Origin of the sequence: Burkholderia humptydooensis, from assembly GCF_001513745.1 — a bacterium.
In the GTDB taxonomy this organism is placed as follows: domain Bacteria; phylum Pseudomonadota; class Gammaproteobacteria; order Burkholderiales; family Burkholderiaceae; genus Burkholderia; species Burkholderia humptydooensis.
This window is the reverse complement of record NZ_CP013382.1, coordinates 849,847-863,744: the sequence shown is the minus strand read 5'-3', so window position 1 is coordinate 863,744 and position 13,898 is coordinate 849,847. Positions and strand designations below refer to the sequence as shown.

The 13,898-nt window shown below is 72.2% G+C and carries 9 protein-coding genes; 2 read left to right on the top strand and 7 right to left on the bottom strand.

The window, feature by feature from the left end; translation table 11 throughout:
• Nucleotides 1-7 precede the first annotated feature (7 nt).
• The 3 genes from AQ610_RS22885 to bcsB are packed head-to-tail and all read right to left on the bottom strand — an operon-like array spanning nt 8 to nt 7,966.
• Entirely contained in the window at nt 8-4,312 is a 4,305-nt protein-coding gene (locus AQ610_RS22885) for a cellulose synthase subunit BcsC-related outer membrane protein (RefSeq protein WP_043283171.1), read from the bottom strand.
• Nucleotides 4,279-5,688 carry a cellulose synthase complex periplasmic endoglucanase BcsZ gene (gene bcsZ, locus AQ610_RS22880; RefSeq protein ID WP_043283173.1) on the bottom strand — a complete coding sequence of 470 codons (1,410 nt, stop codon included), beginning with the start codon at nt 5,686-5,688 and terminating at the stop codon, nt 4,279-4,281. The genes AQ610_RS22885 and bcsZ overlap by 34 nt, the downstream gene beginning before the upstream one ends.
• 4 nt (nt 5,689-5,692) lie before the next feature.
• Nucleotides 5,693-7,966: a cellulose biosynthesis cyclic di-GMP-binding regulatory protein BcsB gene (gene bcsB / locus AQ610_RS22875; RefSeq protein ID WP_045554759.1), complete on the bottom strand. Its 2,274-nt coding sequence runs from the start codon at nt 7,964-7,966 to the stop codon at nt 5,693-5,695.
• An 865-nt stretch (nt 7,967-8,831) separates the two neighbouring features.
• Between bcsB and AQ610_RS22870 the strand changes: the two genes are divergently transcribed.
• Nucleotides 8,832-9,206, top strand: a complete 375-nt coding sequence (locus AQ610_RS22870) for a helix-turn-helix domain-containing protein (RefSeq protein ID WP_006028958.1) — start codon at nt 8,832-8,834, stop codon at nt 9,204-9,206.
• Nucleotides 9,203-10,552: a type II toxin-antitoxin system HipA family toxin gene (locus AQ610_RS22865; RefSeq protein WP_006028959.1), complete on the top strand. Its 1,350-nt coding sequence runs from the start codon at nt 9,203-9,205 to the stop codon at nt 10,550-10,552. The genes AQ610_RS22870 and AQ610_RS22865 overlap by 4 nt, the downstream gene beginning before the upstream one ends.
• 27 nt (nt 10,553-10,579) lie before the next feature.
• Here the strand turns inward: AQ610_RS22865 and AQ610_RS22860 are convergent, their stop codons facing one another.
• The 4 genes from AQ610_RS22860 to AQ610_RS22845 all read right to left on the bottom strand — a co-directional run bounded on the left by AQ610_RS22860 (nt 10,580) and on the right by AQ610_RS22845 (nt 13,843).
• Nucleotides 10,580-11,116, bottom strand: coding sequence for a hypothetical protein (locus AQ610_RS22860; RefSeq protein WP_006028960.1), 537 nt, complete (start codon nt 11,114-11,116; stop codon nt 10,580-10,582).
• Nucleotides 11,113-12,132, bottom strand: coding sequence for an AAA family ATPase (locus AQ610_RS22855; RefSeq protein ID WP_006028961.1), 1,020 nt, complete (start codon nt 12,130-12,132; stop codon nt 11,113-11,115). Before AQ610_RS22855 ends, AQ610_RS22860 begins: the two co-directional genes overlap by 4 nt.
• A gap of 140 nt (nt 12,133-12,272) precedes the next feature.
• Nucleotides 12,273-12,722, bottom strand: coding sequence for a hypothetical protein (locus tag AQ610_RS22850; RefSeq protein WP_009915517.1), 450 nt, complete (start codon nt 12,720-12,722; stop codon nt 12,273-12,275).
• 206 nt (nt 12,723-12,928) lie between these two features.
• On the bottom strand, nt 12,929-13,843 hold the full coding sequence (locus tag AQ610_RS22845; RefSeq protein WP_006028963.1) for a LysR family transcriptional regulator: 915 nt from the start codon (nt 13,841-13,843) through the stop codon (nt 12,929-12,931).
• Between the last annotated feature and the right edge of the window lie 55 nt (nt 13,844-13,898).

The window sequence follows — 13,898 nt, the reverse complement described above, 5'->3', positions numbered from 1 at the left end:
GCATCCGTCAGTAGCTCGAATAGAGTCGCACCGGCGACGGCGAGAAGCCGCCGCTGTCCTTGCGTGCGTCGAACGCGTAGCGCACGTACAGCAGCCCGGCGCTCGGCGCGTAATCGTGCGCGTGGTCGACATCGAATCGCGCGCCGATTGCGAGCCGCCCGTTCACGCGATACTCGGCGACGCCCGCGAACCCGTACCAGAACGACACGCCGCGCGTCGAGCTGCGCGAGAACACCGGGTTGCCGAGCGCCTGCGCGGACTTGACGAGCGCCGAATCCGGCAGCCCGTTCGGGAAATACGGCGAATCGCGCTCGAACGAGTTCGACACGCCGACCGTCGCGCTCACGTCCCACGTAAACGCGCCGCGCCGCCCCGCCCATTCGATCGGCATGCCGATCGACAGGTAGCGCTGCGGACTGTAGTAGCCGCCCTGCCCGTACGTGTAGTAGCGCAGGTTCTGCGCGTAGTGCCACGCGTTGCCGACGAGCCCCGCGCTCACGCGCATGTCCGCGCGCCGATAGACAGGCGTCATGAATCCGGTGCGCAGCGTGACGGCCGCGTTGCCAGCGACGTTGCGCCCGGTCAGCCGCGCGGCGGCGAGATCGGCGAACAGGTTCACGCGGCCGATGTCGGCGGACGCATGCATGCCGACGCCGTCGCGCCGCACGCCGCCCCACGTCGCGCCCGTCCATGGATCGCGCAGCCCCGCGTACGACAGCACGCTGCCCGTCTCCGGCCGCCGCGACGCGCTGACGGAGAAGCTCGCCGGGCCCGCGTCGAACCGGTAACGCACGCCGCCGACGACGTAATGCACCGGAAAGCCGAGCGGCGTCGTGCCGACGTCGACGCGCCACGCGTCGTTGCGGTAGCCGATGCCGCCGCCGACGCCCGTCGCGCGCTGGCGCAGCGCACCGCCTGGCGCGGCGGACGCGTCGGCGAGCGCCGGATGCGTCGCGAACGTGCCGAGCGCGTAAGCTTTCGGATCGCTCGTGTCGAGCGTGCCCGCATCGAGCCGCACCGCGTCGAGATGAACGAACGCATGGCCGTCGTAGCGATACGGGATCTGCAGATAGACGGGCACCTGATGCGCGCGATACGCGGAGACGCCCTCGTCGCCGGACTTGTACGCGGGCAGCCAGCCCGCTTCGATCTCGGGATCGCGCCGCTGCTGCAGGTCGGCCCATGCGGCCTGCGCGGGCGTCGCGCCGTCGCGTCGCGGCGCGGCGCCCGCCGCGCGCTCCTGCGCGAGCGACTGCCGGTACAGCGACGCCGCGTCGTCGTAGCGGCCGAGCGCCTGCGCGACCCGCCCGGCCGCGACCGTCACGTCGGCGCGCGCCGGATACGCGGCGCGCAGCGTGTCGGCCAGCGCGGCCGCCTCCTGGGCGCGACGCAGCGCGGTCAGCCGGCGCAACGCCGACAGTTGCGTGTCGACGTCGTCGGGCGGCGTGCGCGCGAGCACGTCGCGCACGAGCGCGAGCGCGCGGGCGTGCTCGCCGTCGTCGTCGAGGATGCGCGCGAGCGCGAGCTGCGCGTCGGCATCGTCGGACGCACGCGCGAGCACCGGCGCGAGCGCCGCGCGCGCGGCGTCGTAGCGGCCCTGCGCGCGCGCCAGCTCGGCCACCTCGAGCGCATAGCGGCGATCGGCCTTGCCCGCCGGGCTCGCGCGATCGAGCAGGCGCCCGGCGGCCTCATAGTCGTTGCGATCGAGCGCGTCGTCGGTTTCGCGCAGCACGAGCCGCAGCGACTGATCCTCGAGGCGCGCGGCGTGTGCGGCGTCGAGCGGCGCGCCGCTGTCGCGCAGCGCGGCAAGCCATGCGGCCAGCGCGTCGTCGCGCTGCGCGCCGCCGAGCAGATCGCCGTAGCGCAGCCGCACGCCGGCGTCCGCCTGCCGCGGATGCGCGGCGATCCAGTCGCGCAGCGGCGCGAGGCCGCGCTCGACTTCGCCGAGGTCGATCCACTGCGCGCCGACGGCCGCGAGCAGGTCCGGATCGTCGGGCGCGGCGCGTTGCGCGCGGTCGAGCGCGGCGTCGGCCGCCGCGCGATCGTCGCGCGCGAGCGCGGCCCGCGCATCGGCGAGCGCCGCCTCGGCATCGAGCTTGCGCGCGAACGCGCGCATCCCGTCGGTGCGGCTCGCCTCCGGAATCGTCGCGAACACGGCCTGCGCAAGCGCGACGTCGTCGAGCGAGTTGCGATAGAGCGCAGCCGCATAGCGCATGTCGGCCGCGTCCGACGCCGCGAGCCCTTCGTCCATCACCGCGCGGCCGAGCTGCGGCAAACCCATGTCGCGATACAGGCTCGCGAGCGCGAAGCGGGCCCACGGCGCATCGGGCGCGATGCGCAGCGACGCCTCGTAGCGCTGCGCGGCCGGCCCGCGCTTGCCCGCCGCCGCGAGCGCGTCCGCCTGCTGCGCGAGCAGCTCGGCGCGCAGCCGCGCGAGCGCCGCGCGATCGTCGGCCGCGGCGAAACGGCTTTGCAGCGCATCGACGAGCGGCCCGAACGCATCGGCGCGGCCGGTTTCCTCGTATAGCGTGCGCATGCTGCGCGCGGCCGACACGCTCGGCGCGCGCGCGGAGAGCAGCGCGCGCAGCAGCGGCTCCGCCGCGCGCCAGTCGCGTCGCGCGAGCAGCGAATCGGCGAGCAGCAGCTTCGCGTCGGCGTTGTCCGGCTCGAGCGCGAGCGCCGCGCGCGCGGCGCGCTCCGCGTCCTCCGGCCGCCCTTGCGCGGCGGCCGCGCGGCCCTGCGCGAGCGTGCCCCAGAAGCGCGCGGTGCCCGCGAGGCTCGTCCATTTCTCGCGATTGTCCGGCGCGAGCGCGGCCGCGCGCACGAACAGCGCGCGCGCTTCGTCGTGGCGGCCCTGCCGCAGACGCAGCAGCCCGAGGCCGCCGACCGCGTCCGGGTCGCCCGCGCGCGCGGCCGCGGCGCGCGCGAGAAGCGGCTCGGCGGCCGCGAGATCGCCGCGCGCGAGCGCCTGCAGGCCGCGCTGCTGCGCGATGTAGTCCGGATCGCGTTCGAGGCGAAGCCGCGCGTCGCGCTGCTGCTCGAGCGCGGCGGCGTCGCCGCGGAACTCGTCGTCGTCGGGCACGAACGTCAGATACGCGCGGAATGCGTCGAGATACGCGGGATCGCGCCCCGCCGACTGCAGCACGCTGCGCCACAGCGAGAGCGACGCGCGCCGGTCCGTGTCCGGCCGCGCGACGAGCAACCACGCGAGCCGGTTCGCCTGCGCGCGCGTGTCGCCGCGCTGGTTCAGCAGCTTCGCGAGCACCGTTGCCGCGTCGACGTCCGCCGGATCGGCGGCGACGGTCCGGCGCAGCGCGTCGATCGCGCGCGCGCGGCCGTCGGGCGCGCTCGCGACGATCTGGTAATACTCTGCGCCGAGCGAGCCCGCCGGCGCGCCGTGCGGAAACAGCGCGACGATGCGGCGGGCCGCTTCGTCGCCGCGCCCGCTGCGCGCGAGCAGGCGAATCTGCGCCATCTCCTCGCGGCCGCTCGTCGCGACGCGGTATTCGTCGTCGACCTGGCGCGTCACGAGCGCGCCGGGCGCCGCCTGCCTCAGGCGTTCGAGCGACGCGCGCGCGCCCTTCGCGTCGCCGGCGCGCAGCAGGACCCGCGTCTGCCCGGCGAGCAGCGCCGGGTCGCGCGGCGCGATCAGCAACGCCTTGCGCAGCGCGTCGCGCGCGAGGTCGTCGCGGTGCTTGTTCGCCCACATGCGCGCGGTCGCGTACAGTTCGCGCGCGGCGTCGGCGTCGGGCGCGTGCGGCGTCGCGACGGGCTGCGGCGTCGCCGGCGCGCCGCGCGGCAAGGTGGGCACGAAGCGGATCGCCGGCGCTTGCGCAGCCGGCGTCGGATACGGCGGCGCGATCGATCGAAGCGCGGCCGGCTCGGGGCCGGCCAGCGCGAACGGCGACGATGCCGCGGCCGTGCGCGCGCGCATCGCGGCAAGCGGCGCGTGCCGATGCGGCGCGCCGGGCGGTGTCGATTCGGTCCGCACGGACATCGCGTCCGACGACGTGCGCGGGCCCGGCGAGAACCGCGGCGACAATGCCTTCGCCATCGAGACGGCTCGTCCGGATGCGCGCGGCTCCCCTCCTGCGGGAACGAAAACGGAAGCGAACGATTGCCCCGCCGCCGCCACGGCGAAACCATCCGTCGCCGCGCCGAACGCTAAGCGAGGCGCGGCGAACACGGCAATCGAAGCAACGCCCGCGAGTGCCGCGGCGGTCGCCATCCCGGCGAACCGCACGCCGCATCGCGCGCGAGCCGCGAGCCGCTTCGCCTTCAACGAGCAGGCATCGAGCACGGCTCGCTCCATCGGACCCGCAGCGTGCCGTCCGCCGCGAACCGGTAACGCCCGTCGCGCCAGCCGAGCCCGAACAGCGTCAGCACGTTCGCGTAGTAGCCGCTCGCCGTCTCGCGTTCGAGCCGCGCGATGCGCGCGACCTGCGCGTCGGCGAGCGCGCGCTCGCCGCGCGCATCGAGAAACGGCACAGCCGCCGCGGAAAACCCGGCGTTGCCGTCGTGCGGGCCGGCTGCGCCCGTCGTCGCATCGACCGTCTCCGGCGGCGCGCCGTGCGCGGCGACGTGCGCGGCGAACGGCGCGAAATGCGCGGCGAGCGGCCGCGCGAGCGCGTCGTCCGCGTCGAGCATGCCCGCCCACAGATAGACGCGAATCGCGTTGTACGCGCTCGCCCCGTGCGTGTCGGCGTCCGGCTCGAAGCCGTGGTCCGGGCGGTACAGCGCCCAGTCCGGCGCGAAGCCGCGCGGCGCGCTGTCGATCAGCACGCGGCCGACGCTCGCCGCGAGCCGCGCCCAGCGCGCGTCGCCGGGCAGATGCGCGCCGAGCCCGCGAATCGCCTGCGGCGGCGAATAGCTCGGGTTCAGCCGCCATGCGTCGCGCGCCGGCCGAAAGCCCGTCGGGCCGGGCAGCAGCACGAGGCCGAGCCCCGGCAGCGTCGCGGTCTCGTCGTCGAGCACGCGCTTCGCGAGCAGCGCGCCGCGCGCGGTGTAGCTGCGCTCGCGCCACAGGCGCCCGGCTTCGAGCAGCGCGTACGCGATCCACAGATCGGCGTCGGATGCGGCGTTCGCGTCGAGCACGCGCAACGCGCCGTCCGCCGCTCGGCCCCACAGCCACGCGGGCAGATGCGCGGCCAGGTCGCCCTGCGCGAGGTGGTCCTCGGTCCAGCGGAGCAGCGCGTCGAACGCCGGCCGGTCGTTCGCGACGAGCGCGAAGAAGAGGCCGTACGCCTGCCCCTCGGACACGGTCCGCTCGTCGGCCGAGCCGACGTCGATCACGCGACCGTCGGCCGACACGAAATCGCGCTTGAAGCGCGCCCAGCGCGGCCAGGACGGCGTGCAGGCGGCGGCGCCCGCGGACGCGCGGGCTGGCTCCGCCGGCGGCGATGCCGACATCGATGCCGATGCTGACGCCGCGATCGCACCCGCCGCGTCGCGCAATCCAGCGTCGAGCCGCTCGTCATCGCCCCGTGCCCGCTCCGCCGCCCACGCGACGCTTCCCGACATCGCCGCGAGCGCCGCCACCGCGACGCCCGCCGCCACGACGCGCGCAGCCACGCGCCCAAGCATCCGCCGCCCGCGCGACGATCGCCGCTGCGCCGCGCCTGCCCGCGCCTGTCGCATCTCTCGCGCCTCCCCCGCCTCGCGCCCGCCGCGCCCCGCCCGCCGCGCCATCGCGTCAGATCCCCCGCCGCCGCGCGGCGATCCGCTGCAGCGCGCCGAACGCGCCGAGCGCGAGCAGCAGCCCGGCCGCCGCGCCGACGAGGCCGAGCAGCGCCGGATGCTTCGCGACCGCCGTCCACACGCGCGCATACCACGGCACGTAGCCGACGAGATAGGGCTCGCCGACGCGCAGGCTCTCGACGGCGCCCGCCCGCACGAGCGCGACGTCGCCCTGCAACTGCGCGACGAGGCCGGGCTTTTCGAACACGTCGAGCAGATCGCCGAGATGGCGCGCATCGGTCGCCGTCAGCGCGACGACGCTGCGCCCGTCGCTGCCCGGCCGCTCGAAGCCGAACAGCGCGGCCAGCGTGCCGCTCTGCTCGAAGCGCGCGCCGCCGGACGGCGAGCGCGCGTCGTCGCGCCAGCGCTCCTTCACCGAGAACGCCGCGCGCGAAAAACCGCCGCCGGCCGCGCCGATCGCAACGGGCAGCGCGTCGCGCCAGTTCGCCAGTTGCGCGTAAGGCGGCGCGCCGTCGATCACGAGCAGATCCTTGTCCGCGATCCGCGGCGCATCGGCCGCCCGCGCGAGTTGCACGCGCAGCGCCGGAAAGCCGGTCCACTGCCCCATGTGGCCGAGCATCGTCAGATACGCCTCCTGCTCGGCGGGCGACGGCCGCTCCGGCAGCACGACCGCGGTCTGCGAAAGATCCGCGTAGCGCGTGAACGGAAAGCCGCTGTTCGCGAAGTACGCGAGGTTCGGCAGCATCGCGTAATGGATGAAGCGCGAGAAATCGATCGTCGAATCGGGATCGATCGCCGCGCGCTGCGGCTCGCTCGCGACGCCCGTGCAAAGCCCCGTCTTCTCCGAATCGAGCGTGAAGCGCAACTGCAACTGGTTCGCGCTGCCGACGCGAAACGCCGGGATGTCGACGTCGTTCGTCGCGCGGCTGTCCGCGCCGGACAGGAGCGGCAACTGCACGCGGCCGCGCGCGTCCTGGCTGCGCGGCGAGAGCCGGTACGACTGCACGAGCTGGTCGTTGATCTCGACGGCGAGCATCGAATCGCTGCGCACGGTCGGCGCGGTGTAGCGATAGTGCAGCGCGAGCGGCACGCCCGAGCCGCCCCACGAATGCAGATCGGCGGGCACGCGCAGGTTCAGGCGGATCGGATCGGGCGCGCTGCCGCGCACTTGCAGGTCGGCCGGATTGTCGACGAGCTCGCGCAACGTCACCGGCCGGTTCACCGGCACCCAGCGCGGCGCATCGTAGGGCTTGCGCGGCGCGCCGATGTCGATGCGCGACACCCGCGCCCACGGGCCGGACAGCGCGGCGTTGCCGAGCACGAGCGCGTTCGTCGCGGCGTCGACGTCGGCCGCGCTGCGGCCCGTGACGACGAGCAGCTTCTTGTCGGGCGCGGCCGGATTGTCGGCGACGACGAGCATCGGCCCGTCGATCGGCGGCAGCGCGAGCGACGCCGGCAACCGGGCCGCCGTGCCGACGACCACCGCATGATCGCTCGCGGGCAGCGCCGACGACACCGGAAAGCGCGCGTGCCGGTAATCGGCGAGCGCGCCGAACCACGATGCGAGCACGCCCGCGCTGCGCAGCGTCGCGTCGTCGGGCGTCGCGGGCAGCACGAACGGCAGCCGCAGCCGGCTGTTGTCGCGGCGATCGAAGAACGGCGCGGGCAGCAGCGCGAGATCGTTCGGCAGCCGCACCGAAGCCTCGTCGAAGATCAATTCGCTCGTCGGGCTCACGTCGGCCCAAAGCGCCGAATGCTCCGGGTCCTCGCAATGATCGAGCGTGTAGTGCGCGATGAGGCGCAGCTCGATCTGGTTGAAATCGGCGAAGTAGCGCGGATCGAGCGGGATCTCCTGCGTGATCGCGCGGCCCGCGTGAGCGCTGTCGAACGGCAGCGTCGCGACCGCTTCGCCGTTGATCGACACCTTCAGATGCGACACCGGGAACACGAGCGACGGCGAATACGTATACGTGAGCCGCAGCCGCGCGGCCGTGACCATCCGGTCGAGCCGCACGCCGACGTTGACGGTTCGCGCGGTATCGCTGCCGCGCAGGCGCAGCGGCTCGTATGCGCCGAGCGTCGCGAACGGCACGCGGATCGCGGCGCCGGCGATGCCCGACGGCGCCGTCGCGGCGAGCGGCATGACGAGCGGCGCGGAGGCGGCAAGCGGCGCGGACGCGCCGGCCTGGCCGGCGGCGAGCGATGGAACAGGATGAACGAGCGCGGCGGCGATCGCGAATGCGCACGCAAACGTTGCAATCGGCTTCATCGGCGCCGCCGCGCCGAGGCGAAACCGTCCTCGATGCCGGACGACTGGCACTGCCGTGCGTCGATGTCCGTAGCTTCCCCGCGAAAAACCTGGCCTGTTGTCGGCGAACATTGGATTGGCCTGCTGACTGTCTCGAAATCGAGTCGCGCGCAATCGTCCGCGCAGGCGCGAGCGGCCTGCCGGCCGACAGACCGCTTACGGCCTGTGGCTGTCGATTGTTCGCGTGCGTGACCGCGCGCCGTCATCCCGCCCCGAACGGCAACGCCCCCGTCATGCCACGCTGCGGCCGGCGCGCGGAAATCCCCCGCGCGCGCCGCCCTGCCGGGAAATTCCTCCTGAGCGCGCGGCGCGAACGCAGGCACTGCGATCGCGCGGACGCGCCGGAACGGCATCGTCGGCTTGCCGTTTTTCGGTCTGACGATTTCGATCGCGCGATCGCCGCCCGCCGTGTCCGGCGTTGATGCGAGGCCCGAATGGAGCCGATCGTCAGACTGTCAAAAAGCTGCGAATTATACGGGACATCGCCGCTTAAAAGCGCATGGGCCGGCGCAATTTTTGACGGGAAACCGACGGCCGCGGCGCGGTCCGAACCGCCTGAAAACAGGGACGATGCGCGAATCGTCATACGCAAACGAAAAACCGCGCGCACGCAAACGTTGCCGCGCCGACGGCCGCTTCGGCACGCAAGCCACGCCGCGGCAAATCGCCCCTCCCACGCCGTCGCGCGATCTGTTCGCACCCGGCAAAATACAGGATATAAGCTGTTTTTATAAAAAACAGCCCAAACCTTGTAAATTCAACTTACAGCATATAAACTGTTTTCTTCGATTACAGGCAATCCCTTGTACTTCAATCAGGTGCGCGCATGGCCATCATCATCGAACACGAGATCAAGACGCTCGACCAATTGCGGCCCATCCTGCGAGGCTTCCGCAAGGTGGCCGGATTGACGCAAGCGATGCTCGCGAGCCGTCTCGGCGTCACGCAGCAGACGTATGCGCAATTCGAGGCGAACCCGGCGTCGGCGAGCGTCGAGCGGCTGTTCAAGGTGCTGCGCGTCCTCGACGTCGAGCTCACGCTGACCCACGTCCATACCACTTCCGCGAAGCAAGTCGTCAAGCAGGCCGCCGCGCCCGCGCGCAAGGCCGCGAACCGGCCGATGCCCGCCCCGCGCGCCGCCGAGCGCACGCCCCGCCCCGCGCGCAAGCGCGCCGCCCCGAAGCAGCGGGAGGACTGGTGAGCGCGCGCCGCGCGCGCACCGCGCGCCTTCACCTGTGGATGAACGGCCTGCCCGTCGGCTACTGGGAGCACGCGCGCGACGGCGAGCGCCTCGTCTACTTCGACGAATGGATCGCGGACCCGCAAGGCCGCCCGCTGTCGCTGTCGCTGCCGTTCACGCCGGGCAACCAGCCGTATCGCGGCCGGCTCGTCAGCGACTACTTCGACAACCTGCTGCCCGACAGCGAGCCGATCCGCCGGCGGATCGCGATGCGCTACAGGACGGGCGGCACGTCGCCGTTCGAGCTGCTCGCGACGCTCGGCCGCGATTGCGTCGGCGCGCTGCAGATGCTGCCGCCCGACGAGGCGCCGGACGATCTCGAACGCATCCGCGGCCACGCGCTCGCCGATGCGGACATCGCACGCCTGCTGCGCGACATCACGTCCGCGCCGCAAGCCGGCGAGCACGAGCCGCTCGACGACCTGCGCCTGTCGATCGCCGGCGCGCAGGAAAAGACCGCGCTGCTGCGCCATCGCGGCCGCTGGCTGCTGCCCGACGGCAGCACGCCGACCACGCACATCCTGAAGCTGCCGCTCGGGCTCGTCGGCAACCGGCGCGCCGACATGCGCACGTCGGTCGAGAACGAATGGCTGTGCTCGAAGATCGTCGCCGCATACGGATTGCCGGTCGCGCATTGCGACATCGCGCATTTCGACGGCCAGAAGGCGCTCGTCGTCGAGCGCTTCGACCGCAGGCCGTCGAGCGACGCGCGCTGGATTCTGCGCCTGCCGCAGGAAGACATGTGCCAGGCAACCGGCACGTCCGCGCTCGACAAATATCAGGCGGATGGCGGGCCGGGCATCGAGACGATCATGGGCGTGCTCGCCGGCTCCGAGCGCGCGGCCGACCGCTACGCGTTCTTCGCGGCGCAGATCGTGTTCTGGCTGCTCGCCGCGACCGACGGCCACGCGAAGAACTTCAGCATCGCGCATCTGCCGGGCAACCGCTATCGATCGACGCCGCTTTACGACGTGCTGTCCGCGCATCCGGTGATCGGCCGCGGGGCGAACCGGTTGCCGGCGCAGCGCGCGCGGCTCGCGATGGGCGTGCGCGGCAAGCACGTCCATTACCTGATCCACCAGATCCAGCGGCGGCACTGGATCGCGCAGGGCCAGCGCGTCGGCTTCGCGCCGGCCGAAGTCGACGACATCATCGGCGCGTTGACCGCGCGCACCGAGGGCGTCGCCGACGAAGTATCGGCCAGGCTGCCGCGAGATTTTCCGATGGACGTCGCCGATGCGATCTTCAACGGGATGCGTCGCCTGAGCGCGAAACTCGCGGCCGGCGCGGCCGCGCGAGCGTCGTGACGACGCGGCGCGGCCGCCGGCGCGCCGCTACGGCGCGAGCGCGTAATCGAGCGCCCAGCGCTGCCGCAGGCAGTCGACGATGTTCAGATCGAGCGACGGCGACGCATACGTCCACAGCGTCCCGCCGCGGTCGAGCCGATTGAGCCGCGCATGCCGGATGCCGACGCCTTCGAGCGGCAGCCCCTGCGTCCGATACCATGCGGCCTCGGCCGCCGCGGCCGGATCGTCGCAATAGAACAGCCATTCGGCGGCGAATGCGTCCTGCATGCGCTCGAGCTCCGCGCACATCGCATCGGACACGGGCGGCAGCCGCCCCGCATCGATCTCGACGCTCGGCCACGCGAGCACCCACGGCCCGCGCGCGTCGTCGTCGACGCTGTGATAGAACGCCGTCTCGTGCGTCGAGTAGTAGTGCTCGAGCATGAAGAACGCCGCGACGAGGCCGCGCGCACTCGGCCCCGTGTACCAGCCGTAGACGTCCTCGTCGACGACGGCCATCGTCGTCGCGCACATCAGCCCCTTGCCCGCAGGCAGGAACGCCAGAAAATTCGCCGGTTCACTCATTGCGCCTCCCCTTCGTCGCGACGATCCGCACGTGTGCGTCGACCGCCGGCCGCCACCGGTACCGCCCGCCTGCCGACGGCGACTGCGCGAACATGCGCCGCACGTCGGCGAACGACGCGAGCTTCGCGCAGACCCGCCCGTTGACGCTGTCGCGCGGGAAATCGCCCTGCGCATCGGCGGCGCCCGCGTCGACGACATCCTCGCGCAACATCAAGATGCTTGACGTTCGCGCGCGGAATCACGACGCCCTGCTCGCCCGTCAGTCCGCGCGCGCGGCACAGATCGAAGAAGCCTTCGATCTTTTCGTTGACGTCGCCGATCGCCTGCACGTCGCCGTGCTGATCGATCGAGCCCGTCACCGCGAGCGACTGCCGCACGGGGGTGTCCGCGAGCGACACGACGCCGCCGCGCTCGCGCGGCAAGTCCTCCTCGAAATCCGCCGACACCTTGAACAGCTCGCAGAAATCCGGGTCGGGCTCGTGCAGCAGGTAGTGCAGCCAGCGATCGCCGAACAGGATCACCTTGACGTCGAGCGGCACGGGCTGCGGCGCGAGCGAAAAGCCGAGCGGCGTGCGGATCAGCGCGACGTTCTGCGCGGCCGCGTCGCTCTCGAACGTCGCGGGAATCACCGCGCGCAGTTCGTCGACGAGCTGCGCCATGTCGCGCTGCAACCGGCACGCGCGCCCGGGCGGCAGGCGCAGCGCGTGCGGCTTGTGCGGATGCGCGAAGTCGTGCACGCAGCACCAGCCGTCGGGGGCCGGCTCCGCTTTCGCGCGCGCGCTCAGGAACTGGTCGAGCACCGTATGCTTGCCCGCGCCCGCGGGGCCCAGCACGAACAGGTTGTAGCCGCCGTGCGCGATCTCGATGCCGAAGCGGATCGCGTCGACGGCCCGCTGCTGCCCGACGATGCCGTCGGGGTCCGGCAGCTCGGCGGCCGTGGAAAAGTCGAACTGCGCGGGGTCGCACACGCGGCGCAGCGCTTCGGGAGGCAGACGCAGGGACAGGAAATCGGACATGGCACACGAGCATTATTCGTATGGCGTAACGCTCATGCTGCTACGGTTCGGAGCGCGGCAATTGATCGTAGTCAACGACGCGGGTTTGCGTCGCGCGCCTCGCGGCCGCGCCCGCCCGGCGCGGGCCCGCGCGATTCGATTCAAGTGGGCGTCGACTTGTGGTGTCTCGTGTGCTGCTCGAACAGCCGCCGCACGACGAGGACGATGCCGACGACGACGCAGACGAACACGAACCACAGCGCGAGCACATAGCCGACGAGCTGCCAGAACTCGTCGACGCGCGCCCGCATCACGGCCGCCGAATAGCCGTCCGGGTTGCTCGCCGCGTCGACATACGCCGCCCGGTACAGAAAGAACGACCGGCAGACCGCGCTGTCCGGCTGCTGCGCCGACAGCAGCGAGCCCGCCGGCATCGCGCGCACCCTCGCGCATTCCGGCGCCGCCATCCCGTCGACGATCGCCTGCTCGACCGGATGATCGACGGCCGCGCCGATCCACGTGATGCCGATTGCGAACAGCGCGCTCAGCCCGACTGCATGAATCCACCTGGCCAGCCTTCGCCGTCGACGATGCCCGTCCCCGCGTTCCATTGCATTGCTCCGTTGCGATCCCGCCGACGCACGCGCGCCGGCGAAACTCCGTTCGCCCGAATGCATACTGCGTGCAGTCGAAGCCGGCCGACTTGACCTGGCTCAAATGGAACAGGTCCACCCGCGCGCGCCGCCGCGGAAAAAAACGGGGCGCGCACCGTCGGGCGTCATGCGGGAAATCGAGCGGATTTCGAGCGGATCGCCGCTCACGCGTGCGCCGCGTCGCCCCGGTGCGCGTGTGTCAGATCGTCGAGAAACGCCTGCACGATCGGATCGCGCCGGCCGCCGCGCCGCGTGACCACGTCGAACGTCACGTCGTAGCGCAGCGCGCCGGGATTCAGCGCCTTGAGCAGCCCCTGCTTCACGTACGGAGCCGCGAAATGCTGCGGCAGATAGCCGAGATGATGGCCGGACAGGATCAGCAGCGCGACGGCCTCCATGTTGTCGGCGTGCGCGGTGACTTTCGCGGGCGTCGTCGACAGCGTCACTTCCGGCGACGGATAGGTTCGCCACGCCCATTCGAAATCCGCGACGCCCGCCGCGGCGAGCCGCCCGGCCCGCCGGAAAAGCGGATGACCGCGCCCGCAGTACGCGACCTGACGCTCGACGAAGAGCGGCGCGTACTCGAGCGTCGGCACGCGATGCCAGAAATAGCCGATCGCGATCTGCACGTCGCCGCCCAGCAGCCGTTCCTCGAGATCGCCCGGCGGCCGCACCGAGATCACGAAGCGCACCGCCTCGTCGCGCTGCCGGAAGCGCGCGATCGCCTCGCTCACGCGCGCGTTCTCGCTGATCGGCGTGTGGCCGATGAGGCCGATCGAGAGCGTGCCGACGAGCGTCTTGTCCATGTGCCGCGCTTCGCTCGTGAATTCATCGACGGCCGCGTACAGCTTCTTCGCGAGCGCGTAGAAGCGCTCGCCCTTCGCCGTCAGCCGAAAGCCGCTGCGCCCGCGCTCGCACAGCCGGAAGCCGAGGCGCGTCTCGAGCGTCGACAACTGCGTGCTGATCGTCGGCTGGCTGACGTTCAGCGTCGATTGCGCGACGCTCACGCCGCCCGCGTCGGCCACCGCGACGAACACGCGGATCAGCCGAAGGTCCAGGTCCGTCAGGGTGCCGAGCATGCGTTCTCCTTGGCGAGCGCCGCCGATGCATCGACATTCATCAATGTGAATGTTC

Coding starts and splice junctions, on each gene's coding strand:
- AQ610_RS22860 (WP_006028960.1), bottom strand. CDS start 11,116: ATGAGTGAACCGGCGAATTTTCTGGCGTTCCTGCCTGCGGGCAAGGGG.
- bcsB (WP_045554759.1), bottom strand. CDS start 7,966: ATGAAGCCGATTGCAACGTTTGCGTGCGCATTCGCGATCGCCGCCGCG.
- AQ610_RS22885 (WP_043283171.1), bottom strand. CDS start 4,312: ATGGAGCGAGCCGTGCTCGATGCCTGCTCGTTGAAGGCGAAGCGGCTC.
- AQ610_RS22850 (WP_009915517.1), bottom strand. CDS start 12,722: ATGGAACGCGGGGACGGGCATCGTCGACGGCGAAGGCTGGCCAGGTGG.
- bcsZ (WP_043283173.1), bottom strand. CDS start 5,688: ATGGCGCGGCGGGCGGGGCGCGGCGGGCGCGAGGCGGGGGAGGCGCGA.
- AQ610_RS22845 (WP_006028963.1), bottom strand. CDS start 13,843: ATGCTCGGCACCCTGACGGACCTGGACCTTCGGCTGATCCGCGTGTTC.
- AQ610_RS22870 (WP_006028958.1), top strand. CDS start 8,832: ATGGCCATCATCATCGAACACGAGATCAAGACGCTCGACCAATTGCGG.
- AQ610_RS22855 (WP_006028961.1), bottom strand. CDS start 12,132: ATGTCCGATTTCCTGTCCCTGCGTCTGCCTCCCGAAGCGCTGCGCCGC.